The 25328-nt window shown below is 66.3% G+C and carries 24 protein-coding genes and 1 riboswitch; of the genes, 14 read left to right on the top strand and 10 right to left on the bottom strand.

Features of this window, described 5'->3' with window-relative positions:
- The first annotated feature begins 26 nt into the window (after positions 1 to 26).
- Positions 27 to 1532: a PLP-dependent aminotransferase family protein gene (locus ACFQZZ_RS28435; RefSeq protein WP_378686851.1), complete on the top strand. Its 1506-nt coding sequence runs from the start codon at positions 27 to 29 to the stop codon at positions 1530 to 1532.
- Positions 1533 to 1641: 109 nt separating this feature from the next.
- Here ACFQZZ_RS28435 and ACFQZZ_RS28430 read toward each other — a convergent pair whose 3' ends face one another.
- Both ACFQZZ_RS28430 and ACFQZZ_RS28425 read right to left on the bottom strand, forming a co-directional pair.
- Positions 1642 to 2529, bottom strand: coding sequence for a hypothetical protein (locus ACFQZZ_RS28430; protein WP_378686849.1), 888 nt, complete (start codon positions 2527 to 2529; stop codon positions 1642 to 1644).
- Positions 2530 to 2894: 365 nt separating this feature from the next.
- Entirely contained in the window at positions 2895 to 3485 is a 591-nt protein-coding gene (locus tag ACFQZZ_RS28425; protein ID WP_378686847.1) for a TetR/AcrR family transcriptional regulator, read from the bottom strand.
- A gap of 132 nt (positions 3486 to 3617) precedes the next feature.
- Between ACFQZZ_RS28425 and ACFQZZ_RS28420 the strand changes: the two genes are divergently transcribed.
- Both ACFQZZ_RS28420 and ACFQZZ_RS28415 read left to right on the top strand, forming a co-directional pair.
- Positions 3618 to 4442 carry an SDR family NAD(P)-dependent oxidoreductase gene (locus tag ACFQZZ_RS28420; RefSeq protein WP_378686845.1) on the top strand — a complete coding sequence of 275 codons (825 nt, stop codon included), beginning with the start codon at positions 3618 to 3620 and terminating at the stop codon, positions 4440 to 4442.
- Between the two features lie 264 nt (positions 4443 to 4706).
- Entirely contained in the window at positions 4707 to 5405 is a 699-nt protein-coding gene (locus ACFQZZ_RS28415) for an NUDIX hydrolase (RefSeq protein WP_378686843.1), read from the top strand.
- A gap of 125 nt (positions 5406 to 5530) precedes the next feature.
- On the opposite strand, the gene ACFQZZ_RS28410 is transcribed toward ACFQZZ_RS28415, so the two are convergent.
- From ACFQZZ_RS28410 to ACFQZZ_RS28400, 3 genes are all read right to left on the bottom strand, one after another.
- On the bottom strand, positions 5531 to 6658 hold the full coding sequence (locus ACFQZZ_RS28410; RefSeq protein WP_378687151.1) for a CaiB/BaiF CoA transferase family protein: 1128 nt from the start codon (positions 6656 to 6658) through the stop codon (positions 5531 to 5533).
- A gap of 248 nt (positions 6659 to 6906) precedes the next feature.
- A complete protein-coding gene (locus tag ACFQZZ_RS28405) occupies positions 6907 to 7848 on the bottom strand; it encodes a hypothetical protein (protein ID WP_378686841.1) in 942 nt (313 codons plus the stop codon).
- A gap of 75 nt (positions 7849 to 7923) precedes the next feature.
- Positions 7924 to 8103 (bottom strand): hypothetical protein, encoded by a 180-nt coding sequence (locus ACFQZZ_RS28400; RefSeq protein WP_378686839.1) that lies wholly within the window; start codon positions 8101 to 8103, stop codon positions 7924 to 7926.
- Between the two features lie 81 nt (positions 8104 to 8184).
- Between ACFQZZ_RS28400 and ACFQZZ_RS28395 the strand changes: the two genes are divergently transcribed.
- Positions 8185 to 8667 (top strand): DUF456 domain-containing protein, encoded by a 483-nt coding sequence (locus ACFQZZ_RS28395; RefSeq protein ID WP_378686837.1) that lies wholly within the window; start codon positions 8185 to 8187, stop codon positions 8665 to 8667.
- 107 nt (positions 8668 to 8774) lie between these two features.
- Here the strand turns inward: ACFQZZ_RS28395 and ACFQZZ_RS28390 are convergent, their stop codons facing one another.
- Both ACFQZZ_RS28390 and ACFQZZ_RS28385 read right to left on the bottom strand, forming a co-directional pair.
- A complete protein-coding gene (locus ACFQZZ_RS28390) occupies positions 8775 to 9650 on the bottom strand; it encodes an amidohydrolase family protein (protein WP_378686835.1) in 876 nt (291 codons plus the stop codon).
- Between the two features lie 102 nt (positions 9651 to 9752).
- Positions 9753 to 11141: an FAD-dependent oxidoreductase gene (locus ACFQZZ_RS28385; protein WP_378686833.1), complete on the bottom strand. Its 1389-nt coding sequence runs from the start codon at positions 11139 to 11141 to the stop codon at positions 9753 to 9755.
- Positions 11142 to 11481: 340 nt separating this feature from the next.
- On the opposite strand from ACFQZZ_RS28385, the gene ACFQZZ_RS28380 reads away from it, so the two are divergent.
- The 6 genes from ACFQZZ_RS28380 (at position 11482) to ACFQZZ_RS28355 (ending at position 15601) form a co-directional block, all read left to right on the top strand.
- Complete coding sequence (locus tag ACFQZZ_RS28380; RefSeq protein ID WP_378686831.1) at positions 11482 to 11937, top strand: hypothetical protein; 456 nt, start codon at positions 11482 to 11484, stop codon at positions 11935 to 11937.
- A gap of 63 nt (positions 11938 to 12000) precedes the next feature.
- Positions 12001 to 12117, top strand: a riboswitch (SAM riboswitch).
- 14 nt (positions 12118 to 12131) lie between these two features.
- Positions 12132 to 12548, top strand: a complete 417-nt coding sequence (locus tag ACFQZZ_RS28375; RefSeq protein ID WP_378686829.1) for a rhodanese-like domain-containing protein — start codon at positions 12132 to 12134, stop codon at positions 12546 to 12548.
- Complete coding sequence (locus ACFQZZ_RS28370) at positions 12545 to 13759, top strand: O-succinylhomoserine sulfhydrylase (RefSeq protein WP_378687149.1); 1215 nt, start codon at positions 12545 to 12547, stop codon at positions 13757 to 13759. Before ACFQZZ_RS28375 ends, ACFQZZ_RS28370 begins: the two co-directional genes overlap by 4 nt.
- A gap of 111 nt (positions 13760 to 13870) precedes the next feature.
- Positions 13871 to 14317, top strand: coding sequence for an RpiB/LacA/LacB family sugar-phosphate isomerase (locus ACFQZZ_RS28365; protein WP_378686827.1), 447 nt, complete (start codon positions 13871 to 13873; stop codon positions 14315 to 14317).
- Positions 14318 to 14382: 65 nt separating this feature from the next.
- The gene (locus tag ACFQZZ_RS28360; RefSeq protein WP_378686825.1) at positions 14383 to 15024 is read left to right on the top strand and encodes a type 1 glutamine amidotransferase family protein; all 642 of its coding nucleotides are present in this window, start codon (positions 14383 to 14385) and stop codon (positions 15022 to 15024) included.
- A gap of 121 nt (positions 15025 to 15145) precedes the next feature.
- Positions 15146 to 15601: a MarR family winged helix-turn-helix transcriptional regulator gene (locus tag ACFQZZ_RS28355; protein ID WP_378686823.1), complete on the top strand. Its 456-nt coding sequence runs from the start codon at positions 15146 to 15148 to the stop codon at positions 15599 to 15601.
- A gap of 84 nt (positions 15602 to 15685) precedes the next feature.
- Here the strand turns inward: ACFQZZ_RS28355 and ACFQZZ_RS28350 are convergent, their stop codons facing one another.
- Complete coding sequence (locus ACFQZZ_RS28350) at positions 15686 to 16441, bottom strand: HAD-IIA family hydrolase (protein ID WP_378687147.1); 756 nt, start codon at positions 16439 to 16441, stop codon at positions 15686 to 15688.
- 406 nt (positions 16442 to 16847) lie between these two features.
- Here ACFQZZ_RS28350 and fgd point away from each other — a divergent pair, with 406 nt between their 5' ends.
- Both fgd and ACFQZZ_RS28340 read left to right on the top strand, forming a co-directional pair.
- A complete protein-coding gene (gene fgd, locus ACFQZZ_RS28345) occupies positions 16848 to 17858 on the top strand; it encodes a glucose-6-phosphate dehydrogenase (coenzyme-F420) (RefSeq protein ID WP_378686821.1) in 1011 nt (336 codons plus the stop codon).
- 225 nt (positions 17859 to 18083) lie between these two features.
- The gene (locus ACFQZZ_RS28340; RefSeq protein ID WP_378686819.1) at positions 18084 to 18428 is read left to right on the top strand and encodes a hypothetical protein; all 345 of its coding nucleotides are present in this window, start codon (positions 18084 to 18086) and stop codon (positions 18426 to 18428) included.
- A 99-nt stretch (positions 18429 to 18527) separates the two neighbouring features.
- Here ACFQZZ_RS28340 and ACFQZZ_RS28335 read toward each other — a convergent pair whose 3' ends face one another.
- The gene (locus ACFQZZ_RS28335) at positions 18528 to 19034 is read right to left on the bottom strand and encodes a nitroreductase family deazaflavin-dependent oxidoreductase (protein WP_378686817.1); all 507 of its coding nucleotides are present in this window, start codon (positions 19032 to 19034) and stop codon (positions 18528 to 18530) included.
- A 226-nt stretch (positions 19035 to 19260) separates the two neighbouring features.
- On the opposite strand from ACFQZZ_RS28335, the gene pta reads away from it, so the two are divergent.
- Complete coding sequence (pta, locus tag ACFQZZ_RS28330) at positions 19261 to 21333, top strand: phosphate acetyltransferase (RefSeq protein ID WP_378686815.1); 2073 nt, start codon at positions 19261 to 19263, stop codon at positions 21331 to 21333.
- Positions 21334 to 21436: 103 nt separating this feature from the next.
- The gene (locus tag ACFQZZ_RS28325; RefSeq protein WP_378686813.1) at positions 21437 to 22654 is read left to right on the top strand and encodes an acetate kinase; all 1218 of its coding nucleotides are present in this window, start codon (positions 21437 to 21439) and stop codon (positions 22652 to 22654) included.
- A gap of 280 nt (positions 22655 to 22934) precedes the next feature.
- On the opposite strand, the gene ACFQZZ_RS28320 is transcribed toward ACFQZZ_RS28325, so the two are convergent.
- Entirely contained in the window at positions 22935 to 25325 is a 2391-nt protein-coding gene (locus ACFQZZ_RS28320) for a serine/threonine-protein kinase PknG (RefSeq protein ID WP_378686811.1), read from the bottom strand.
- Between the last annotated feature and the right edge of the window lie 3 nt (positions 25326 to 25328).

The raw sequence follows: 25328 nt of genomic DNA, 5'->3' as shown, positions 1-25328 counted from the left end.
TATCCACTTGGTCGATACTGGACTTTATGTCGACGAGAGTGATCGGTGCTGCCAGCTTGGCTCGGGACCTGGGCCACTGGCGCAGTGCGGACGAAAACGGGGAAACAGGTGAGTCCCGCAGGTCCGCGCGCCCGGCGTATCTGGCCCTTGCCGAGGGCATCCGGCTGCTCATCCACGACGGCAGGGCGCCACTGGGTGTCGCGCTGCCGAGCGAACGCGACCTCGCCGCCACCATCGGCGTCAGTCGCACGACCATCACGTCCACCTATGCGCTGTTGCGCGAGCACGGCTACCTGATCAGCCGCCAGGGCTCACGCAGCACCGTGGCCCTGCCGCCCGCCATCCAGCACGACGGCACCAAACCGGCGCGGAGCATTCTGGCGCTGATGGCGCCGCCGGAGCTGCCGACCATCGACATGACCTACGCCGCGATGGCCGCGCCGCTGGAAATGCAGGAGGCGTATTCGGTCGCGCTGCACGGCATCCCGGCCTACTTGAATACGCACGGCATGGATCCGATCGGGGTGCTCGGGTTGCGCGAGGCACTGGCCCGCCGCTACACCGAGCGTGGCCTGCCCACCGATCCCGACCAGATCCTGGTGACGCTCGGCGCTCAGCACGGCTTGCGGCTGCTGCTCAACGTCCTTACCGCGCCCGCGGCCCGGGTGCTGATCGATCACCCGACCTATCCGAACGCCATCGAGGCGATTCGGGACGTCGGCGCCCGCCCGGTGCCGGTGCCGCTGCGCCCCGAAACCCCGGAGGCAGGCTGGGATCTGGATGGGCTCCGCAGTGCCGCAAGGCAAACCGCGGCAACCCTGGCCTACCTGGTGCCGGACTACAACAATCCGACCGGCCTGCTGCTCGATGCCGAAGGACGCGCCGAACTGGCCGCCATCGCCCGCGAGACCCGGATGACCGTGGTGATCGACGAATCGATGGTCGACCTCAATCTGACCGAGGATGCCGCGCCTGCGCCCGTCGCAGCGTTCGCCAAGGGCACCGAGATCGTCAGCATCGGCTCGGCTTCGAAGTCCTTCTGGGGCGGCCTGCGCGTCGGCTGGATCCGCACCAACCAGACGCTGATCACCAAGCTGCTCGGCATCCGCTCCACCGTCGACCTCGGTACCCCCGTCATGGACCAGCTGGCCACCATCCACCTGCTGGAAAACGCTGACACCATCCTCGCCCGCCGCCGTGGCCAACTCCGCTCCCAACGCGCCGCCCTGCTCGATGCGTTGGCCGAGGAACTGCCGGACTGGCGGGTCTCGCTCGGCGCGGGCGGCATGTCGCTCTGGGCTCAGCTGCCTGCCCCCGTCTCAACCGCCCTCGCCGCCACCGCCCCCAACCAGGGCGTATTACTGGCCGCAGGACCGAGATTCGGCGTCCAGGGCGCGTTCGAACGCTTCCTCCGCCTGCCCTTCACTCACCAGGAACCCGAACTCCGTCTCGCGGTCAAGTCGATCGCCGCCGCCTATCAGGCCTTGACGCCCCGCGCCGCCGACCCGCTCCAGCCACTCACCTGCTACTGAGCCCCCGCTACCGAGACCACCTTTGCCCGAGCGGGTTTCGGGGTCGAGCAGCCACCCACACGACAGGGTCCTCCCGTGTAGCGTCTGGTCCCCGCAGAAGATCTTCGGTTTATCGTTCGACTACCAGGGCCGTTCGGTTCAAGATCACCCAGTACCGGTCGTCCATATTCAGCATTGAGCCATGTGTTGGGTACGCATCGTAGCCCTGGGCGGCGGCGAATCGACCCTTGTCGATATATACGTGCCAGGCATCCCGCAACTCCTGAATCCGTGCGGCGATCTCTGGTGTCTGGTCCATTTGCCGCAGCCGCGGCAGCTCGTCCGAGATGAAGCCGATTGCGTGCTGGTTTTCCAGAAATAGCTGGTCGAAATCGATGATCCGCGCGTCGGGTCGCAGCGCCATCCGAATGACGCCTTCGGGGTTTCCACCTGCGTAGTGCAGCGCCGATTCTCGCATGGTTGTCGCATAGGTCCCGTTTCCTGTTGCCCTACCTTCAGCCGCCAGGCCCGGAAAATGGCGTCGTCCTGTCCTGAATTCCTGGGCATGGCGCGGGTCGGTCACACCTCGAAATAACTCACGACCGCCCGCGGCAATGACCTCGTCCACACCTCTGGAGCCGGTCAGGGTCGGAAGTCCATCGAAACCCTGGAGGAGATAGATCTCGCCGAGCGCCGGATCGCCGGGACCATCGACGGAAGAAGGCAGCCTACTGCGGATAAACCCCATGTCTAGATCGTCGAGCAGATTGCGACCTCTTGTCACGTGTGCGGGTGACAACTGCGGGAGTGTGTTCGGCTCGTGTCCTGACAGTCTGTCCGATAAATTCAGGTCCGCTGCGAAGTCGCCATCATTCGAGACGATATTGCGGTCCACCGCTCGTACCACGTCGGTGAACGTCCAAATATCTTCGGCGGAATTATCAGAGGCTGTTCCCAATGAATTGACCAGGCGCGCCTTGATCGACTGCGCAACGTTGGAGACCAAACGACTGAACAAAGAGATCCACTATTTCGACTCGAACTGCTTCAGGCTGTAACCGTTTTTCCGGTGCCCGTTGCAACGCATCGCGGCACCTGGGCAGAAAGTCTCTGCAAGCTCGGACCTGCCATCGTCGATGACCTCCATTTCTTTCTGACCAGCCTTGTGGACAACTCCCCGGATCCTACGGCCAATGTCTTCGCTGCGCGCAGCGTCCGGTAAGGCTGCTGACCGGCGATACGGCCCCCTCCAGCCACTCGCTCGCTACTGAAACCGGACCAGCTGGAACAGGGCGCGGAGTCGCCGGAATTGATGCGGATGCTCCGCCCGCATGGCGGCTGGGGCGCGTCGTGTGGGAGTCGGCCACACGCGGCTTTCGGTTGCTAGCGACCGCGTCCGGCCGCGACGCCGCCGAGGAGAGTGTCGATGACGCGGCTCGCGAGGGTGTCGGGGTCGGTGGTTGTGTCCAATTCGGTGGCGCCGTGCACGGTTTCGGTGATCAGCGCAAGGTAGACGCGGCGCACCCAGGTCAGGTCGGCATCGGGTGCGATGACGCCTTCGGTTTGGGCGCGGACAAGTACCGCATCGCATTTCGCGAAGACATCGGCCTGGATCCCGGCGACTTCGGCGTCGGTCACATCGATGCGATCGAGGGCGTACGCGGCGCCATACTTGATCTGGATGACGTTGGCCGTTGCCTGATGCAGCGCGACCAGCGGCGGTGCGGTCTGTGGCCGGGCCGCGTCGACGGCCGCGTCCATCCGCCGCCATGCGGCGACCGCCATGGTGCGCACCAGATCCTCGCGGTTGGCGAAGCGTCGGTGCACCGTGGTCCGCGCGACTCCGGCGGCTTCCGCGATCTGTTCCAGTGTCGCGTTCGGGTTGTCGCTCAGCACTCGCTCGGCCGCGTCGAGGATGGTGCGCACAGTGCGTTCGGCATCGGCGCGCAGTGGTCGTGCGGAGGTGGACGGCATGGGCTCCTCTTCGCTGATATCTGCTGAACATAGTACATCCGGAGAGCTGTTCCAGATTTATGTGCAACATTGATGTTGCAGTTTCTGGAAATATGGCTACTGTTGTGTTGCATCCGATCGAAGGAGTCAAACATGACCCGCTCTGGAAAAACCGCTCTCGTCACCGGCGCTTCCTCCGGCATCGGCGCCGAGTTCGCCGCCGCCCTTGCCGCCCGCGGCGACGATCTCGTCCTGGTCGCCCGTTCGGTGGACCGCCTGGAATCCCTTGCCGCCGAACTCCGCGACCGCCACGGCGTCCGAATCGAGGTCATCGGCCAGGACCTCGCCGAGCCGGACGCCGCCACCCGCATCGCGAACGAGCTTGCCGCCCGGCGGCTTTCGATCGACACCCTCGTCAACAACGCGGGCTTCGGTAGCGCGGGCCGCTTCGAGGAGCTCTCCACCGACCGCGAACACGACCAGCTGATGGTCAATGTCGTAGCGCTGGCCGGCCTCACCCGCCGCCTGATCCCCGGCATGCTCGAACGTGGCAAGGGCGAAATCGTCAATGTCGCATCGACCGCCGCCTTCCAGCCTGCGCCCTACTTCGCCACCTACGCCTCGGGCAAGGCCTTCGTCCTCAACTTCAGCCTGTCGCTGTGGAGCGAATACAGCGACCGTGGCATCAAAGTCCTCGCCGTCTGCCCCGGCCCGACGGAGACCCCGTTCTTCGACGTAGTCGGTACCCGAAAGGCCGCCATCGGCGCCCCGATCGGCAGCACGACCCAGGTCGTGCGCTCCGCTCTGCGCGCACTCGAGCGCAACAAGGGCTACGTCGTCCCCGGCGCCCAGAACTTCGCCTCGGCCCACCTCATGCCCCGCCGCCCACGCACTTTCGTCGCCCGCATCGCAAAGCTGGTCACCCGTGGCGTAGCCGACGCCGCAAGCCAAGCGAGTGTGACGCGTGCTGCCGTCTGACCCCGGAATGGCATGCCTGCCGGGCGTGTTGCGCGCTGTCGTCTGACGCCGGAATTATCCGCGGTGGCATGGGCCGCCCAGAAGCCGAGAGCGCTCGCGAACGAAACATGGCTGCGTCGAACGCCTGATCTGCCCGAGCAGCTCCTCCGTCGTGTCCCGTTCGTCGGGAGTGTGGCTGGGTGGGCTGCCGGGCGGGGCGGGTGGCGTCGGGTAGGCCGGGGGAGATGAATGCCGCTGGCGGAGAGGTGGTGCAGTATCGACAGTATGGGCCCCACCACGGGACCGCGTGTCCCCGAGAGCATCGACGACTTCCGTGCGTCGGCCGGCACCAGGCTGCGCCGATTCCCGCACATCGAGGTCCCGGATGCACCGGACATCCGCCGCGCCGCAGTCCTGCTCTGCGTCGTCGAGCAGCCTGCGCTGTCGGTGATTGTCATCAAACGCGCCTACCGCGGCCGCAACGCGGGACAGTGGGGCCTGCCCGGCGGCCGTGTCGACGCAGGCGAGACCATCGAGCAGGCCGCAATCCGCGAACTCCACGAGGAACTCGGCCTCACCGCAACCCCCGCCGATCTCCTCGGCCGCCTCGACGACTTCCCGGCCGCCTCCGGATTCGTCATCACCCCCATCGTCGCCGCCCTCCCGGACGCCTCCGCGCTCGATCCGAGTCCCGATGAGGTCCACTCCGTGCACCTCGTGGACCTCGCCAGGCTGGCCGAAGACGATGTGCCGCACTGGGTTCACCCGAACGAGGCCCTGCGACAAAGCGCCCTCACCGACAACGGGCTATCGGCAACTCCCGAAGGTCCCGGCCTACTCCAAATGCGCCTCGCGGCGAACATGACCATCCATGCCCCGACGGGCGCAATGCTCTGGCAGTTCCGCGAAGTCGTCTTACTCGGCCGCGACCCCGACGCCGCCCGAATCGCCCACTTCGCCCAACCGGATTGGACCCGCCACTAGCGGTGCCGGGAACCGTGGCCACCGCGCTGAGACATTCCGCCAGAACGGGAATGGCCCGGCAGGTAGCCGAATGCCGCATCGGGACCGGAAGCTCCCGACTCGGCATTCGGCTCAACGGTGAGAAATCAATCCGCCCAAACGGATTCGATCGGCGTCGCCTCCGTGGGCGGCGGGGTGGGGGTGGCACTCGGGGTGCGGGAGAAACGCGGGGCCGGTGCGTGCTGGACGACGCCGTCGAGCTCGATCAGACCGGTGCGGGCGACGATGTGTGGGTTCTGCTCGGCCTCGGTGAAGGTGAGGACGGGGGTGGTGCAGGCATCCGTGCCGTCGAAGATCTCGGCCCACTCGTCGCGGGTCTTGGTCTTGAACTTCTCGGTGAACAGCTTCTTCAGCTGGTCCTGCCCGTTGGGGTCGATCTGCATCGGCAGGCCGTCGGGATCGATCTCGAGGCCCTTCAGCAGCTCGGCGTAGAACTGCGGCTCGATCGCGCCGACCGCCATGTACTTGCCGTCGGAGGTCTCGTAGGTGTCGTAGAAGGCCATACCGGTATCGAGCAGGTTGGTGCCGCGCTCGTCCGACCACAGGCCCATGCCGCGCATGCCCCAGATCATGTGCGAAAGGGCAAGGGCGCCATCGATCATCGCCGCGTCGATCACCTGGCCCTTGCCGGAGTTCTGCCGCTCCACGAGCGCGGCGAGGATGCCGAACACCAGGAACATCGAGCCGCCACCGAAGTCGCCGACCATATTCAGCGGCGGCACCGGCCGCTCACCCTTGCGGCCGATCGCGTTGAGCACACCGGTCAGCGAGATGTAGTTGATGTCGTGGCCCGCGCGGTCGGCCAGCGGGCCGTCCTGGCCCCAGCCGGTCATCCGGCCGTAGACCAGCCGAGGGTTGCGCGCCAGCGTGGCATCCGGTCCGAGACCCATGCGCTCGGTGACGCCGGGGCGGAAGCCCTCGATCAGCACATCGGCCTTCTCGACCAGTCCGAGCACCTTCTCGATATCGGCCGGATCCTTCAGATTCGCCTCGACAATGGTGCGCCCACGCCACTGCGGCCGTTCCATGAAGCCGGGCAGCAGGTTGGGCCGCTGCACCCGCACCACGTCGGCGCCGAGGTCGGCCAGCAGCAGCGCCGCGTGCGGACCCGGTCCGATACCGGCCAGCTCGATGACCTTGATGCCCGCGAGCGGGCCCTGCTCACGGGGATGGCGGCCGGCGGAGCCGGCGGGGTGGGTAAACCCTGTGGCGATGGATGGTGTGCTCACGCCCTACCTCGGTTCGTCGTTGATCCTGTGCACCGGCGAAGCGGTGCGTCCGCCCGGGAGCGGCCCGGGGTGTATTGACAGTATGACAATAACGTCGGATCGCCCGTTCGGACCCTCGCTGTGCTCAGATCCAGCCGAATCGGTTGACCACGACGAGCCTATGGAGCGCGGTCTCCAGCCATGTCGACCGTCGGTCCACGATGGCGAGCGCAACTCGTAGCCGACAGCTCCTCTCAGCGGTTCGGGTCGAACGGTTCGGTGCCGAGGACCAGCGAGAGTCCCGAGATGCCGGAATGTGCTCGGGCGTAAGCAAGTTCGTGGCTCATGTCACCGATGCTGTTGACGATCGGCAAACCGATGCCAAGAGTCGACAGTGTGCCGAGGGCATAGCCGTTGCGGTCGAGGAAGGCGCTGCCGCTGTCGCCGGGTATCCCTGGCATGGTCACGGTCAGCGCGTGTGTCCAACCGGTGGTAACAAGCCCGTCGGCCTTGCTCTGGCCGGTCCGAGGGGACAGTTCGGCGATTCCGAACCGCAGGCCGGAGTTGCCGTAACCGTAAACGCGGTCACCGATGCCGGTTCCGGTGGTGTTGAGGCCGACGGGACCACCCCAGTACGGCACGCTCGGGTTGACCTTGCGGATGTCCTCGGGGGCGACCTTCACCAACGCGAAATCGTTGTAGGCGCAGGTATTGTGGTCCTGCTCGCCGTTCTGCTGCATGGCCAGCCAGCTGCTATAGACCAGATGACCGGTACCGACGACCTCACCCGGGAACGTCAGTAGGCTGCCACGGTTGAAGGTTACCGCGGTGCCGAGGGGGAGACTGTCAGCGATGCAGCCGTCGGGGTCTATCAGGTTCCCGATACCCGTACCCGCGCAGTGTGCGGCCTGACCGAGGTACACGTTGCCGGCATTGTCGACGAAGGTGTAGTTCGCTGTGCACTGTCTCGCACCCTGGGTGTTGGTCTGCACCCCGGGCGTTACGGTGGCGGACGCGGCGGACGCCCATCGGTGCCCCGACTTATCTGCGGCAAGGGTGAACTGCTCGGCGCTACCGCTACCGGGCCACGGCTGTGACGACGCAGTGCCGCATCCGGCAATGAGAATCGCGCCGGTGGCTGCGACGACGGCGGTCACGGTGACCGCGAGCGCACGGTAGAGAGTGGATCGCTGCATGAATATTTCCCTTTCACTGTGATGTTCGACCGCTCTACTGCGCCGTGGCCTCCTGGCGTGGCACCCATGGCGATATTAGTAGCTGATGCTTAGCTGAACGTCGGATAGGGTCGCGAGAACGCGGACCCGCTGTCGGCTGGCAACAGGTTTCGGCGCATGCTGCGTGGACCCGAAATAGAGCCGGGGCAGGCCGCGCAAGACCGGCACCAATACCTTTGCGCCCAAGCGCTCGGCCTCGGCAACGGTGGTGCTCACGTCGGCCACCTCCACGCGGAACCAGCCGATACGCCAGAATTCAGGCAGCGTGACACGACGCCACTACCGGAGGGACCAGCAGTGAGTATGTGGGGTGAGGTCGTTGTCGGCCTGGTAATTCTGGTGGGACTGTTGGGGATAATCGTCCCGATACTCCCCGGTGTCATCCTGATCTTCGGCGCGATCGCGGTCTGGGCGTTCGTCGAGGGCGGCGCTACCGCGTGGACCGTTTTCGCCGTCAGCACCGCGTTCCTTGTGCTGTCCGGGATCATCAAATACACCTGGCCCGGCCGAAAGATGAAGGACGCGGGTGTCTCCAACCGGGCCCTCTTCCTCGGGGCGGTCCTGGGCATCGTCGGGTTCTTCGTGATCCCGGTGGTCGGTCTGTTCGTGGGTTTCGTTCTCGGCGTCTACCTTTCGGAACTCCAGCGCCTCCGCGAAAACCAACAGGCATGGCAGGCAACAGTTCACGCGCTCAAAGGTGTCGGCCTGTCCATGATGATCGAACTGTTGGGCGCGCTGCTGGCGACAGGAGTCTGGGTCATCGGCGCGATAGTGACGTAGCCGAATTCACCTGGCCCGCAGTATCGGCGGGGTCAGGGGTGACGCAGTCCGCGGCCGGATCCATGTTCTGGACGCGGTTCATCTTCGCGAGGCCCGCGACGCGGGGACTATTCGATCGCCGGAAACGGGATGGTGTCGGCCACTGTTTCGAGTTTCGGAAGTTGGTCGCGGCGCAACGGCAAAGTCGGCTGCTCCGCGCGGAACAGGGGAGTGGTCGGGTTGACATCGGCGGGGATTTCGCGTGCGCGTGCCGGGAGCCGGTAGAAGGCGCGGGCGTTGTCTTCGAGGACCTTGAACATATCGGTGCCGACGACGTCGCAGATCAGGTCGACGTCGGAGTCCTCGAAGGGGCGACCCGCGCGAGTGCCGGGGAGGTCGGTGCCGAACATGAGGGCTTCGGGGTTGACGGCGTGAATGCGGCGCAGTGTGTCGGCGACGTTCATGGCGACGCGGCCGAAACCTGTTGCCTTCACGCGGGCGCCGCGGTCGACCAGGTCGAGCAGGTACGGCAGGCCCTCATCGGACATGCCGAGGTGGTCGATGGAGAGGGCGGGGAGTTTGGAGATGACGGGCTGTAGCGAGCCGAGCATCTGACCGTCGATGTACACCTCGACGTGCCAGCCGACCAGTTCGTGTGCGCGCAGTGCCTGCAGGGTCATCCCGGTGATGTCGGCGGCGGCGCGCTTGAGGTTGAAGCGCAGCGCGCGAACGCCGATCCGGTCCAGTTCGATGATCTCGTCGTCGGTGGCGTCGAGATCGAGGCGGGTCACGCCGACCCAGCCTTCGCCTAACTCGGCGAGTGCGGCCTTCAGATAAGTCTGGTCGTTGCCTTGGAAGGAGCCGCTGACCACGGCACCACCGCCGATATCGAAGCGCGACATGCGCTTTCGGTAGTCGGCGATGGTGAACGGGTCGGGCAGGTAACCCTCGTTCTCGGCCAGCGGGAACCGCGGGTCGAAGATGTGGAGATGGGCATCGAACACTTGTACAGAATGCCTCAGTGTCGGAGTTTTCGCTGCCGCAGACGTGACAGTTATTCCGCTCCCCGCAGGGATTGATCCTGTGCGATCAGACCTTGCGGCCGCTCAGACCTTGTTCGGCTCGCTGGCGCGCAGCATGTCTTCGCGCTCGACGACCTTGACCCGCTCGCGGCCTTCGGGCTCGCCGAGGGCGCGCTCGTGCGCGTCGAGGCGGTACCAGCCCTGCCAGGTGGTGAACGGGATGCCCTTGCCCTCGAGGAACTCGGTCACCGCGTCCAGCTCCGGCTGCGCCGCCGGGGTGAAGTTCGTGCTGTCGTCCAGCAGGCAGGCCACGGTCTCGTTGGCGTCGCCCTTGGTGTGGCCGATGAGGCCGACGGGGCCGCGCTTGATCCAGCCGGTGACGTAGGTGGCGGGCAGGTAGCGCTCGGCGCCGTCCGCGTTCTCGTCGCCGATCACGCGACCCGCCTCGTTGGGCACGGTGCCAGCCTGGTCGTCGAACGGCAGGTTGGTGAGGTTCTGCGACAGGTAGCCGACCGCGCGGTACACGGCCTGGACGTCCCACTCCCGGTACACGCCGGTGCCCTTGACGTTTCCGGTGCCATCGAGCTGGGTTCGCTCGGTGCGCAGGCCGACGACCTGGCCGTTCTCGCCGATGATCTCCGATGGGGACTCGAAGAAGTGCAGGAACAGCTTGTGCGGCCGGTTGCCCGCGTCGCGGATGGCCCACTGCTCGAGGGTGTTGGCGATCATGTCGACCTGCTTGGAGTGCCTGCGCGCGGCCTCGGAGCCCTCGTCGTAGTCGATGTCTTCGGGATCGACGATGACCTCGATGGTCGGCGAGTGGTCCAGCTCGCGTAGCTCCAGCGGGGTGAACTTCGCCTGGGCGGGACCGCGGCGGCCGAATACGTGGACCTCGATCGCCTTGTTGGCCTTGAGGCCCTCGTAGACGTTCGGCGGGATCTCGGTGGGCAGCAGTTCGTCGCCGGTCTTGGCGAGCACCCGCGCCACGTCCAGCGCGACGTTGCCGACACCGAGGACGGCGACCTTCTCGGCCTCCAGCGGCCAGGTGCGCGGGACATCGGGGTGCCCGTCGTACCAGGACACGAAGTCCGCCGCGCCGTAGCTGCCGTCGAGACCGATGCCGGGGATGTCCAGGGCGCGGTCGGCGTTGGCGCCGGTGGAGAAGATGACCGCGTCATAGAAGGTGCGCAGGTCGTCGAGGGTGATGTCGGTGCCGTAGTCGATGTTGCCGAGCAGGCGCACCTGCGGCTTGTCGAGCACCTTGTGCAGGGCGGTGATGATGCCCTTGATACGCGGATGGTCGGGCGCGACGCCGTAGCGGATCAGCCCGAACGGGGCAGGCATGCGCTCGAACAAGTCGATCGACACTTCCGCATCGGATTTCATCAATGCGTCGGCGGCGTAGATACCGGCCGGTCCTGCGCCCACGATCGCGATGCGGAGCGGGCGGGTCGCTGCACTCTGTTCGGTCATCTCTTACGCGCACCCTTATGGTCGAAAACAATTAATGGCGTCGGTCTTAGCCTAGGCTAACTCGACGCGCCGCTGTGGTTGCCCCTGGTATGCGGACACTGGCGCTGGCTCGCTGGCATATCGGCTATGACAGCAGGCCGCAATCTCGCGATTCTATCGGTGGCCCGGAGGGCCGCCCGCGCCGGTGCGGTGACCTTCGGGATGTCACAGCGGCCTCCGCTTCACTGCGTACCCACGGCGCGCCCCGACATACACAGTAGCGACGCCGATCGTCCGCGACGTGTCGCCGAGTTCGGGGGCGGGCGCCGGATACCCCCGCGGACCAGGGATCATCGTGGACATGACCGATCAGCGAGACACCGACGGCGACCAAGTAATCGAGGTCGATCAGACCGACTCCCGCTCCGCGTGGCCGTTCATCGCGGCCGCGGTGGTCGCGGCGGTCGTGGTCGTCGCGATCGTGCTCGGCGGACTGCTGTCACCGGCTGAGAAAAATGTCACAGAAGCCGACCGGATCGCGGCCGCGGTCCGCAACTACGCCGACGCACGCGGCCGTTCGGATATCACGCCGCCGCCAGGTGTGGCCTGCGACGGATTCGACGAGGGCAAGTCATCGCTGGCGCCCCAACTCGGCGGCATCGAAACCGGAAAGTCGGTCGAGATAACCAAAATCGAGAATCCGATGGTCAACGGGAATCGGGCGAAGGCGACGGTGACGACGAAGGTCGACGGCAAGGAGACGCCCGCGACCTGGAATCTGACGCGATCCGGCGACCGTTGGCTCATCTGCGGTTGACTCGTCCTGCGTCGTGAACTGGGGTTTGACAGGGTGACCCCCGCCCAGGCAATCTCAGAACCAGGTCATGAGAACCAGCGTCAAGCCCCGGCTTGCTGGTCGGCAACCCTCCTCCGCGGCGGGGTGCTCCGGGTGACGACCTGGCCGCGCACCGAAACCCAGGTGCGGCAAGAGCGGATTCACAGGAGGTCCACATGAGTTATGCCGGTGACATCACCCCACAGCAAGCGTGGGAACTATTGCGGGACAACCCCGAAGCCGTCCTGGTGGACGTGCGTACCGAAGCCGAATGGCGCTTCGTCGGAGTTCCCGACACCACCTCGATCGAGCGCCCGACGGTGCTGATCGAGTGGGTCGACGGAACCGGCACCCGCAACAGTGCCTTTGTGGAGCAACTGACCGAGGCACTCGACGGCCGCGACCCGGAGGCCCCCGTGGTGTTCCTGTGTCGCTCCGGCCAGCGTTCCGCGCATGCCGCCGACATCGCGACCAGCCTCGGGATCGGCCCGTCCTACAACGTGCTGGAGGGCTTCGAGGGCGGCCTCGACGCGACCGGCCATCGTGGCGGTTCCGGCTGGCGGGCCATCGGACTTCCGTGGCGGCAGTCGTGATCACCGGCGGTTCCTTCGACAAGCCGCTGCCCGAGGGCGTCGGTCCGGCGACCCTCGGCGTGCGAGGTGGCTTGCGGCGCTCCGGTTTCGAGGAGACGGCCGAAGCGCTGTACCTGACCTCCGGCTTCGTCTACGAGAGCGCCGAGGCCGCCGAGGCCGCGTTCACCGGCGACGTCGAGCATTTCGTCTACTCCCGCTACGGCAACCCGACGGTCGCCATGTTCGAGGAGCGGCTGCGCCTGATGGACGGCGCCGAAGCCTGCTTCGCCACGGCCAGCGGTATGTCCGCGGTCTTCACCGCGCTTGGCGCGCTGCTTGGCGCCGGTGATCGACTCGTGGCCGCGCGCAGCCTGTTCGGCTCCTGCTTCGTGGTGTGCAACGAGATTCTGCCGCGCTGGGGCATCGAGACCGTCTTCGTCGACGGCGACGACCTCGACCAGTGGGAGCAAGCGCTGTCGGTGCCAACCCAGGCGGTGTTCTTCGAGACACCGGCCAACCCCATGCAGACGCTTGTCGACGTGCGCCGGGTCACCGAACTCGCACACGCGGCGGGCGCGAAGGTGGTGCTGGACAACGTTTTCGCCACACCGCTGCTGCAGCGCGGCTTCGAACTCGGCGCCGACGTTCTCGTGTATTCCGGCACCAAGCACATCGACGGCCAGGGTCGGGTGCTCGGCGGCGCGATTCTCGGCGAGCACGATTACATCGACGGCCCGGTGAAAAACCTGATGCGCCACACCGGCCCCGCGCTGAGCCCGTTCAATGCGTGGACTCTGCTCAAGGGCCTGGAGACCATGCCGCTTCGGGTGCGTCATTCGACCGCATCCGCGCTGCGCATCGCCGAGTTCCTCGAGGGCAACAAGTCCGTTGGCTGGGTGAAATATCCCTTCCTGGAATCACATCCGCAGCACGCGCTGGCCACCAGCCAGATGAGCGGCGGCGGGACCGTGGTCACTTTCGAGTTGAACGCACCCGCTGACGAGGGCAAGAAGCGCGCCTTCGAGGTGCTCAACCGGTTGCGCATCGTGGACATCTCCAACAACCTCGGTGACTCCAAGACCCTGATCACCCACCCGGCCACCACCACCCACCGCGCCATGGGCCCGGAGGGTCGCGCCACCATCGGCCTGACCGACGGCGTCGTCCGCATCTCGGTAGGCCTCGAAGACGTGGAGGACCTCCTCGACGACCTGGACCACGCCCTCAGCTGAGTCCTGAACGGCGAGCGGGACATGGTCGTGGCGAACGTCGGGTAGCGAACATGTCATGTCCCGTTCGGCGACCCTCCTGTGGCGGGACCGGTTGGTGCCTACCCTGGAGGTATGCGGATATCGGTGGCTGCGGACGAGTTCGTCGGGGTGGCTGAAGAGCTGATCGAGGAGCTGCATCGGCGTGGGCTCGAGACGGTCGCGCATGGAGCGCTTTCCGAGGTGGAGCGCGACGACTGGGCCTGGGCCAGTGAGGCGGCGGCGCGCGATGTTGCCGACGGGCGAGCCGAGCAGGGCATCGTTTGCTGCTGGACCGGAACCGGTGCGTCGATAGCGGCGAACAAGGTGGCCGGTATTCGGGCCGCGCTGTGTGGCGACGCCGCCACCGCGGCCGGTGCGCGCAAGTGGAACGACGCGAATGTCCTTGCGCTGAGCCTGCGTACGACCTCGAAGGCCGTGTTGACGGAGATCCTCGACGCGTGGTTCGAGGCGACGCCGAGCCACGAGTCCGACGATCGGGCCAATATCGCCCACCTGTCGAAGATCGAGCGCACGCGCTGAGCGGCTCCGCAGGGCGTGCGCCCGAAGTATTGACAGCATGTTGTCAAACATGACAGGATACTGTCATGCCTACGCAAACAGTTCACATGGCCGTTTACGACACCCTCGCCGACTGGGAGGTCGGTGCCGCCACCGCGCACATCAACAAGCAGAGCTGGCACAGGGAACCCGGCAAGTTCCAGGTCAAGACCGTCGGGCTGACCTTGGATCCGATCACCACGATGGGCGGGATGCGGATCGTGCCGGATGTGGTGCTCGCCGATCTCACACCCGCGGACAGTGCGATGCTGATCCTGCCCGGCGCGGAAACCTGGGAGACCGGCGAACTCGACCCGTTCGCTCGTAAGGCCGCGGAGTTCCTCGATGCGGGCGTTCCGGTCGCGGGTATCTGCGGTGCGACCTTCGGACTGGCGAAGCAGGGTCTGCTCGACACTCGCGCACACACCAGCAATGTCGCGGAATACCTTGCCTACAGCGGATATTCGGGTGGCGATCGCTACCTGGACGAGCCCGCGGTGACGGACGGTGATCTGATCACCGCGGGCGCGACCGCGCCATTCGACTTCGCTCGCGAGGTGCTGCGCAGGCTCGGTGTGTACGAGCCGCACGTACTGGATGGCTGGTACCGGCTCTTTGCGCACAGCGATCCGGCAGGCTACGCCGTGCTCGCCGAGTACGAGGCGCAGCTCGCCGGAGCATCCCACTGAGGGACAATTCCACGGCGATCCGATCGGACGGTCGGATCGCCGACGATCCGCACCGAGGAGATGGCATGGCCGGTACCGAAATCCGCGCGGGGCAGTTCCGGCACGAGGCGGCCTGCTCGGCATGAGCGATACGCCCGAACAGGAGCTCTTCAGCACCGCCGCGATCATCTCGTTCCAGCTGAACGGCCAATTCCTCACGATCGCAGAGGAACTGGCGCGGCCCGCGGGCTTGACCGCCGCCTGGTGGCAAGTGATCGGGGCGGTGCTGCACGAACCGCTTCCGGTGGCGGGCATTGCCAGGGCAATGGGCATTACTCGCCAGAGTGTGCAGCGCATCGCGGACTTGTTGGTGGACAAGGGACTTGCCGAATACCGCCCGAACCCCGCGCATCGTCGCGCGAAGCTGGTCGCGATCACCGACGCGGGCCGCAATGCCATAGCCCGCATCAACCCACAGCACGCCGTCATCGCCCAGCGCCTTACCGCCGAACTAGGTCCCGAACAGCTCGCCCTGACCGTGGACGCCCTGACCAAACTGTCGGCCGCCCTCGACGCCATCGCCGACACCGAATCCTGATCGACAGGCCGAACACCCCTTGTTGTGGCTGAGCACCCTGTGTACCGGGTGTTCGGCTGGGATGGGGGGTGTTCGGACGCGGATCTATTCGAACGGGGTGCTGGTGCGGCCGACCAGGTCGGCGACCGAGTCGACTACCAGGGTTGGGCGGTAGGGGTACTGCTCTACCGACGCGCGGGTGGAGATACCGGTGGTGACCAGAATGGTCCGCATGCCCGCCTCCAGGCCGGAAACGATGTCGGTGTCCATACGGTCGCCGATCATCACGGTGGACTGCGAATGCGCACCGATCCGGCGCAGTGCCGAACGCATCATCAGCGGGTTCGGCTTGCCGACATAGTACGGCTCCTTGCCGGTCGCGCGGGTGATCAGCGCGGCGACCGAGCCGGTCGCGGGCAGTAGGCCGTCGCGGGACGGGCCGGTGGCGTCCGGGTTGGTCGCGATGAAGCGCGCGCCCCGCTCGACCAGGCGGATCGCGGTGGTGATCGCCTCGAAGGAGTAGGTGCGGGTCTCGCCGAGCACCACATAGTCGGGTTCGCTGTCGGTCAGCACGTAGCCGATTTCGTGCAGTGCTGTGGTGAGCCCGGATTCGCCCACCACGTAAGCGGTTCCGTTCGGGCGTTGGTCGTTGAGGAAGGTGGCGGTGGCCAGGGCGGAGGTCCAGATGGCCTCCTCCGGGATGTCCAGACCGGTGTGCCGCAGCCGGGCCTGGAGGTCGCGCGGGGTGCGGATCGAGTTGTTGGTGAGTACCAGGAACGGGATCTCGTTGGACCGCAGCTCCGCCAGGAACTTGTCGGCGCCGGGGATCATGTGGTCCTCGTGCACCAGCACGCCGTCCATGTCGGTGAGGAAGGACAGGATGGGCTCATCGTTTGCGGTCACCAGACAATTGTCCGCTATGGCGCAGCCGGACGAAGTCCGCCTTCGGTTCGCGCCGGGCGGAGCGAAGGCGAAGCAGCCGCCTGATGCGCGCGATCGTGGGGAAGGACCGCTCGGTGCGACCCTCCACCCATCGCCGACTGTCACTGACTATGGTCGAGGGCGGTCGTGAAAACTTGTGCGCAAATGCGGCCGTCGGCCCGGCGGGAGGTCCGCACGGCAATGGCGGCCGGGTGAGGCACCGTCGTGCGGCGCTGATCCGCGCAAGCGGACTACAGCGACACGATGCAGCGTTGATACGGCCGGAAACGGAGTGCGGGAACGCCCGCACACGAACCGTGGCAGCTAAGCGACAGGAGTGGCGCACATGGGTGAGCTCAAGCTCGGGTACAAGGCATCAGCAGAGCAGTTCGGACCTCGGGAGCTGGTCGAGATCGCGGTGCTCGCCGAGGAACACGGGCTCGACAGCGCCACCGTCAGCGACCACTTCCAGCCGTGGCGGCACAAGGGCGGGCACGCGCCGTTCTCGCTGGCCTGGATGGCCGCGGTCGGCGAACGCACCAAGCGCATCCAGCTCGGCACCTCCGTGCTCACCCCGACCTTCCGCTACAACCCCGCGGTGATCGCGCAGGCCTTCGCGACCATGGGTTGTCTGTATCCGGACCGGATCATGCTCGGTGTCGGCTCCGGTGAGGCGCTCAACGAGATCGCTACCGGATTCACCGGCGAATGGCCGGAATTCAAGGAACGTTTCGCCCGCCTGCGCGAATCGGTGGACCTGATGCGCGCCCTGTGGACCGGCGAGCGCACCGACTTCGAGGGCCAGTACTACCGCACCGTCGGCGCCTCGATCTACGACGTCCCGAAGGACGGCATCCCCGTGTACATCGCCGCGGGCGGCCCCCTGGTTGCCCGCTACGCGGGCCGCGCCGGCGACGGTTTCATCTGCACCTCCGGCAAGGGCATGGATCTCTACACCGAGAAGCTGATGCCCTCCGTCGCCGAGGGCGCCGCGAAGGCGGGACGCACCGTCGACGACATCGACCGGATGATCGAGATCAAGATCTCCTACGACACCGATCCCGAACTGGCCCTGGAGAACACCCGCTTCTGGGCCCCGCTGAGCCTGACCCCCGAACAGAAGCACAGCATCACCGACCCCATCGAAATGGAAGCGGCCGCCGACGCCCTCCCGATCGACCAGATCGCCAAGCGCTGGATCGTCGCCAGCGACCCCGACCAGGCCGTCGACCTCATCAAGCCCTACCTCGACGCAGGCCTCAACCATCTGGTCTTCCACGCCCCCGGCCACGATCAGCGCCGCTTCCTGGACCTCTTCCAGCGCGACCTGGCCCCTCGCCTGCGCATGCTCGGCTGAGCAACGAACGACGGACAGGCGCATGGCCGTACCTTCGGCGGTTGCCGCGGCCATGCGCACAGCGCGCGGTGCATTTCCGAGCCACCTGCGGGCCCCCAGTTCTGGGGCGTCGGATTTTGTTGTGCTGGAAGCTGTTCCAGGGAATGATCCGGTCATGTGATGAACAGACGAATTAATGGAGCTATCCTCCTGGCCGCGTCCGCTGTGGCCGTAGTGTTTGCGCCCGTGACCGCGGGCGCCGCGACACCGTTCAATGCGCCTGAGGTCACCTTCGCGGGCACTGGAACAGGGACAGTGACGGCGACGCTGCGCAATCCGAACGACCGGGGTCAGTGCTGGGCGGAGGCCGGAGTCGGCCCCGAGAACAACCACGTGTTCTTCGGTGGCTCCCGCCCGGAGTCGCTGGCCAACCCCGGCCAGACGATCAAGACGTCGTTGGAAGGTCTCGAGCCCGGGACGACGATCACGGCAAGGGGCGGCTGCGTGAACGGCGCGGAGTTCGAATTGTCGGAGCTGGTCACTGTCACCGTCCCCGCCGGCAAGCCCGCAACCGGTAGCTTCGGGGGCTAGCGGCATCGAAGGTGTGGTGGCGGCAATCTCATAGCCGCCACCACGCCACCAAGTCCTTCGAGGGACCAGGACCGGCGAAAACCCGTGGGCCGGAGAATCTCAGGCGCGGGTGAGAGTGAAGATGCGCAGGTCGCGGGTGGTGCGCGAGCGGTAGGCCTCGTAGGCGCCGGTGATTTCCACGAAGCGCGCGAAGACCGCGTCCTTGTCCTGGTCTTCGACGGGGGTGGCATGGACCTGGATGCGCTCGCCCGCGATGGCGACCGTGGCCTCCGGGTTCGCCAGTAGGTTGTTGGTCCAGGCCGGGTGCTTGGCCTGCCCGAAGTTGCTGCCGATCACGTACAGCTTGTCGCCGTCGTGCACATAGAGCAGCGGCTGGGTGCGGGGCTGGCCGGACTTGCGGCCGATGGTCGTCAGCAGGATGACCGGCGCGCCGATCGGGCCGAGCACGGTGTACTTGGCGTCGGTGCGTTCGAGGAGCGCCCGATCCAGCGGCGTGATGGCGCGGATGAACCAGGACCCGGGCTTGGTTGCGGCGAACTTGTTCGCTACGCGGGAAAGGACATTGGTGCGCGAACCCCACTGCTGGTTCGGGAACTGCTCAGCCATGTCCGGACTATAGGTGACGTTCTCGCCTCCGCTTGCCCGGGCACGTCTATGGACGGACTTCGTCGGCTGTGCCGCGGACTTCATCGGGCTTGGCTCTACCGCGTCCATGACCTGATCGGAGCTCAGCGCGGCGGACCACCCGGTCGTATCGGCGCCCGAGATTTCGCCCGTGATGAGGGTCTCGCCGGCCGGTTATGGTTGCCACGCGTTCACTAAGCTTTCGAATATGGCCGATTCTGCTCTATCCGCTGTGTACATCGCGTCTCCGGAGGGTGACACCGGAAAATCGACGGTGGCGCTCGGGGTACTTCAGATGCTGTGTGCGACCACCGCCCGGGTCGGGGTGTTCCGGCCGATCACTCGATCGACCACCGAGCCGGACTACATCCTGGAGCTGCTGCTCGAACACAGCACCGCCGATATCGACTATGTGCAGGCCACCGGGGTCACCTACGACCAGGTGCACGCCGATCCCGACGCCGCCATCAGCGATATCGTGATGCGCTTCCACGAGGTTGCCAAGGTGTGCGACGCGGTGGTGGTGGTCGGCAGCGACTACACCGATGTGGCCAGTCCGAGTGAGCTCCGTTTCAACGCCAGGATCGCGGTGAACCTGGGCGCCCCGGTGCTGCTTGTGGTCCGCGGCTCCGGCCGCACCCCGGAGGAGGTGCGGCATCTGACCGAGCTGTGCGCGAGCGAACTGGCTCTCGAACACGCACAGCTGGTCGCGATCATCGCCAACCGCTGCGATCCGACCCAACTCGACAAGGTGTGCACAGCACTGCGTGGCTTCGATGTGCCGTCCTGGACATTGCCCGAAGTGCCGCTGCTGATTTCGCCGACCATGGCCGAGCTGTGTACCGCGATCGACGGCGAAATGTACAGCGGCGACCCGGAATTGCTGCAGCGTGAGGCGCTGCAAATCATGGTCGGCGGCATGACGGCCGAACATATTCTGGAGCGACTTGTCGACGGCGTGGTGGTCATCGCGCCGGGCGACCGCTCGGACGTGCTGCTCAGCGTGGTGAATGCGCATGAGGCTGAGGGTTTTCCTTCGCTGTCGGGCATCATCATGAACGGCGGCATGTTGCCGCATCCCGCGGTCGCGCGACTGATGACCGGTCTCAAACCGAAGCTACCGATCCTCACCACCGAGCTCGGTACCTACGACACTGCCAGCGCCGCCTACCGCACCCGCGGCCGGATGGCTGCGGGCAGCCCGCGCAAGGTCGACACCGCCCTTGCTCTGATGGAGCAGCGGGTCGATGCCGCGGATTTGTTGCGGCGCATCGACGTTCCGCGTAGCTCGGTCATGACGCCGCAGATGTTCGAGTACCAGCTGATCGAGCGGGCGCGCGCGGACCGCAAGCGCATCGTGCTGCCCGAGGGCGATGACGACCGCATCCTGCGCGCCGCGGGGCGGGTGCTGCAACGCAAGATCGCGGACCTGGTCATTCTCGGCAACGAGGGTTCGATCCGCGCCCGCGCCGCCGAACTGGGCGTCGACATCGATGCCGCGCAGGTGCTCGATCCGGCTACCTCGGGATATCTGGACGATTTCGCCGAGGAGTACACCGAGCTGCGCGCACACAAGGGTATGACCGTCGAGCGGGCCCGCGAAACCATGACCGACATTTCGTATTTCGGCACCATGATGGTCCACAAGGGCATCGCCGATGGCATGGTGTCCGGCGCCGCGCACACGACGGCACACACCATCCGGCCGTCGTTCGAGATCATCAAGACCACGCCCGGCGTCGCTACGGTGTCCAGCGTGTTCCTGATGTGCCTGGCCGACCGGGTACTCGCCTACGGCGACTGCGCGGTGGTCCCAGATCCGACCTCCGAGCAACTGGCCGATATCGCGATCTCCTCGGCGGGCACCGCCGCCCGGTTCGGCATCGAGCAACGGGTGGCGATGCTGTCGTACTCGACCGGCGAATCCGGTAGCGGCGCGGATGTGGACAAGGTGCGGGTGGCGACCAAGCTGGTCCGCGAACGCGCGCCGGAACTGTTGGTGGAGGGCCCGATTCAATACGACGCGGCGATCGAGCCGACCGTCGCCACCACGAAGCTGCCGGATTCCGAGGTGGCGGGCCGCGCAACGGTGTTCGTGTTTCCCGACCTCAACACCGGCAACAACACCTACAAGGCGGTCCAGCGCAGTGCGGGCGCGGTCGCGATCGGCCCGGTGCTGCAGGGCCTGCGCAAGCCGGTCAACGATCTATCGCGCGGAGCCTTGGTCGCCGACATCGTCAACACCGTCGCGATCACGGCGATTCAGGCGCAGAAGGAGTGAATGGGCGTGTCCCGTGGCACAGGGAAGGCGCAATGCGGAACATCCATGCCGTGATCATGGTTGCTGACCGTGTGCGAGAGCACCGCGGGACACAGGAGGCATCATGAGCAGCGCGAGTGCCGATGATCTGGTGCTGGTGATCAATTCCGGCTCGTCATCGATCAAATATCAACTGCTGGACCCGGAGACGGGTTTCGTCGCGGCCTCCGGCATGGTCGAGCGGATCGGCGAGCAGAACGCGGGGATCGAGCATCATGCCGACGGGAAGACCGTCGAGCATCACGGGCCGATCGCCGATCACACCGCAGGGTTGCAACTGGTCTTCGACATGTTCTCCCGGAGCGGACGCGACCTGGCGAGCCAGGGGGTGCGCGCGATAGGCCATCGGGTGGTGCACGGCGGCGAGGTGTTCTACCGGCCGACGCTGATCGATGATGCCGTGGTCGCGGCGATCTCGGACCTGTCTTCGCTTGCGCCGCTGCACAACCCGGCGAACGTGGCAGGCATCGAGAGTGCCAGGAAACTACTGCCGGGCGTACCGCAGGTCGCGGTATTCGACACGGCGTTCTTTCACGGCCTGCCCGATGCCGCCAAGACCTACGCCATCGATGCGAAGGTGGCTGCCGCACAGGGTATTCGGAAGTACGGTTTCCACGGCACCTCGCACGAGTACGTCTCGGGGCGGGTCGCGGAGCTGCTCGATCGCGATCCCGCTGAGCTGAATCAGATTGTCTTCCACCTGGGTAACGGCGCTTCGGCATCGGCGATCAGGGGCTCTCGTCCGGTCGATACGACGATGGGTCTGACGCCGCTCGAGGGTTTGGTGATGGGCACCAGGTCCGGCGATCTCGACCCCGGCATCGTGCCACACCTGATGCGCTCGGCTCACCTGGATATCGACCAGGTCGACGAGCTGCTGAACCGTAACTCGGGCCTCAAGGGACTGTCGGGTGTCAACGATTTCCGCGAGCTGCAACGGCTGATCGACGAGGGCGACGCCGCGGCGAAGCTCGCCTATGACGTGTACATCCACCGGCTGCGCCGCTACCTCGGCGCGTACCTGGTCGAACTGGGTGGCGTCGACGCCATCACCTTCACCGCGGGCGTCGGGGAGAACAGCCCACAGGTTCGCGCCGACGCCCTTGCCGAGCTCGCCCGCTTCGGTATCGCCGTGGACCCTGTGCTCAACAGCGCGAAAGACCGTGCGGCCCGGCATATTTCGGCACCGGGAGCCGAGGTGGCCGTGCTGGTCGTCCCGACTAACGAGGAACTGGCCATCGCCCGCGCCGCGCAGCGCGTGGTGGCAGCCGGGCAGGTCTAGAAACCTTCACGAAATCCTCATGGTCGGTACGCCACCATTGGTATCGGATCAAGTTCGCCGGCCCACCGAGATCCCGGGCGACCCGATCCGCGTGCTATCGGGTTCGCGATGCCCTCGCCCCTCCCGAACTGCCCGCTCCGGCTGCCCCCGGAGCTCGCTGGATGTGCGCGGATCCTGGGTTCTCGGTGTGCCACCGCTAGCGACTGCTTGCAGGTCGCTCGAAATCACACAGCGACAGCGATCCGACCCGGCCGGTCTTCCCTCCCGGCCGGGTTTTTTCTCAGATCCAGGTCTTGGCTCGGATGGCGTTGGCCAGATCGACCAAGGCGTAGCGATGGTTTCGGCCCGGTGCGCTTCTGGCCAAAGCGCGCAGGTTTGTTTCGGTGCCTTCGCGCAGGTCGCGGTCGGTGAAGGGGGCGCCGAACAGCGTGGCGTCCTGCCGCTTCGGCGTATTTCCCGCTTGCAGCCAGGCCAGCGCCGCGCCGAGTACCAGGACGCGCATCTGGACGGCGCGGCTCTCGCCCTTCGGGATGGCAAGTATGCGGGAGGCGGCGATGTGCAGTGTCGTTTCCTCGAGGTCGGCCACCGGTGCCGCGGTGAGCAGGAGCAGTACGGAGGTCATTCGAGCGGTGGTGTAGTGCCGCGACGCGGCGGGAACCTCGTCGAGCGCCTGCACCGCATCGGCGACCCGGCCCGCCGCGGCCAGCTGCCTGGCCAGGCCGAATGCGGCGCTCACCACCGCGCGATCGGTGCGCCATACGGTGTCGTAGAACTTCTCGGCATAAACCCGCCATTGCTCCGGATCGTCGGAATCCCAGTGCTGCAGTATCAGTTCCGCCGTGGCAGCCAGCGCCAGCTTCGGCGCGATCTCCCCCGGCAGCACCTGCAGCACCGCGTCGAAACTGGCGAAAGCCTTCTCGTAGTCCAGCTCCAGCAACTGGGCCTGGCCGATATGCCAATCGATACGCCAGTCATGATCGGCGGGTATCCGCGACAGCATGCCCAGCACGGTGGCCGACTCGCCGAGGTCGAGTCGCACCCGCGCCTCGGCGATTGTCAGCTCCAGATCCATTGTCTCCGGTGCGTTGTCGGGATCGGACTCGGCGCGCTCCCGCGCTTCGCGCAGTGCTTCCAGTGCCTGCTGTGGGTCCGGGTGCACCGCGGCGGCGAGCAGTGGTGCGGATGGATCCATCGGATCGATGAGCGGAACAGGAAGCGCCGCGGCGACATCGCGCGCCCGGAGCTGACTGCTGCGGCCGATTCCGTCGGCGTAGGCATCGGTCTGACTGATCAGCTCGTCGGTGCCGAAACTGGCGCGCTGCGGGCTGAACACCGTGGACAGCTGCGGATGTTCGGTCCCGGTCTCGCCGGCCAGAATTTCCCGCAACACCCCCGCCAGCTGTGCGGACATGGCGCGAGCGGAGGGGAAGCGGTGCTCGGGATCGGGATCGGTCGCCGACAACAGCAACCGGTGGAAGAACTCGTGGCGCTCGAGCACGGGATATCCCGCGGCGTCGGGAATTCCGTCGAGATAGCGGCCCTGCTCCATCGGCATGCTCAATGTAAGCACGGCAAGCGTCCGCCCGACGGTGTAGATGTCCGACGCCACAGTCGGTCCGGTCCTTGCGATTTCGGGAGCCTGGAAACCCCTGGTGCCGTATAGGTTTCCGTACGCTTCGAGCGTGGCGACAGCACCCAGATCGATCAGCTTCACCTGATCCTCGGTGACCATGATGTTGTCGGGCTTGAGGTCGTTGTAGGTCAATCCGATCGAGTGCAGGTAGTCGAGCGCGGGCAGGATCTCCAGCAGATAGGCAATGGCCTCGGCGACCGGCATCCGCTGGTGCCGCGGATAGGTGTCGAGGATGTCGCGCAGCGATTTGCCGCCGACGTATTCCATGACGATGTAGCCGACCGTCTCCCCGTCCTGGCCGGTGTGCTCGACGAAGTTGTGGATCTTGACGATGCTGGGATGCGCTACCTCGGCAAGGAATTGGCGCTCGGCAACGGCAACGGCCTGGGCCTCGCCGTCACCCGCGTGCAGCAGGCCTTTGAGTACCACCCAGCGGTCGCTCACATTGCGGTCGATCGCCAGATAGATCCAGCCGAGCCCGCCGTGGGCGATGCAGCCCTGGATCTCGTATTGGTTCGACACCAGGTCACCAGGGTGCAGTGAGGGCCGGAAGTCGTAGGGCGCGCCGCAGGTTCCGCACGTTCCCTCGGTCGTTGAGGGCCGGATCGCGGTAGCCCGGCCGACCGGACTGCCGCAGCGCCAGCAGAAGCGTCTGCCTTCGGAGACAACGGGATCGGTGAGCATCGCATCGAGCGGATCGGCGGGCACGATGGTCGGGATCGACACCAATCCAGCGCCGAGCCTGCGGACCGTCGGGCGCGAGCGGACGGTGCGCACGCTGCGGCCGGAGGTCCGCATCGTGGCATTCGAATTCGGCTCCGACTGCGGCCGCCGAGTGTCGACCGAGAAATCGGCCGCCGTGCAGCCGGCGGCTGCGGATTCGGCCATGGTGCCCGACCCGCTGTTCTGGTCGGCCGCCGGTCGAGCCGCTTGGGTGCCTGCTAGGTCGCTGTCGGCCGCATCCGCCTGCTGGGCAGGCGATTCATCCCCGCCGGAACCGGCGGAATTGTCCGGGGCAGCACCATGCTTCGTCGTCATCGG

Source organism: Nocardia sp. GCM10030253, from assembly GCF_042675075.1.
Lineage (GTDB): Bacteria > Actinomycetota > Actinomycetes > Mycobacteriales > Mycobacteriaceae > Nocardia.
Note: the sequence above shows the minus strand (reverse complement) of the source record. Positions and strands in the feature narration are given on the sequence as shown.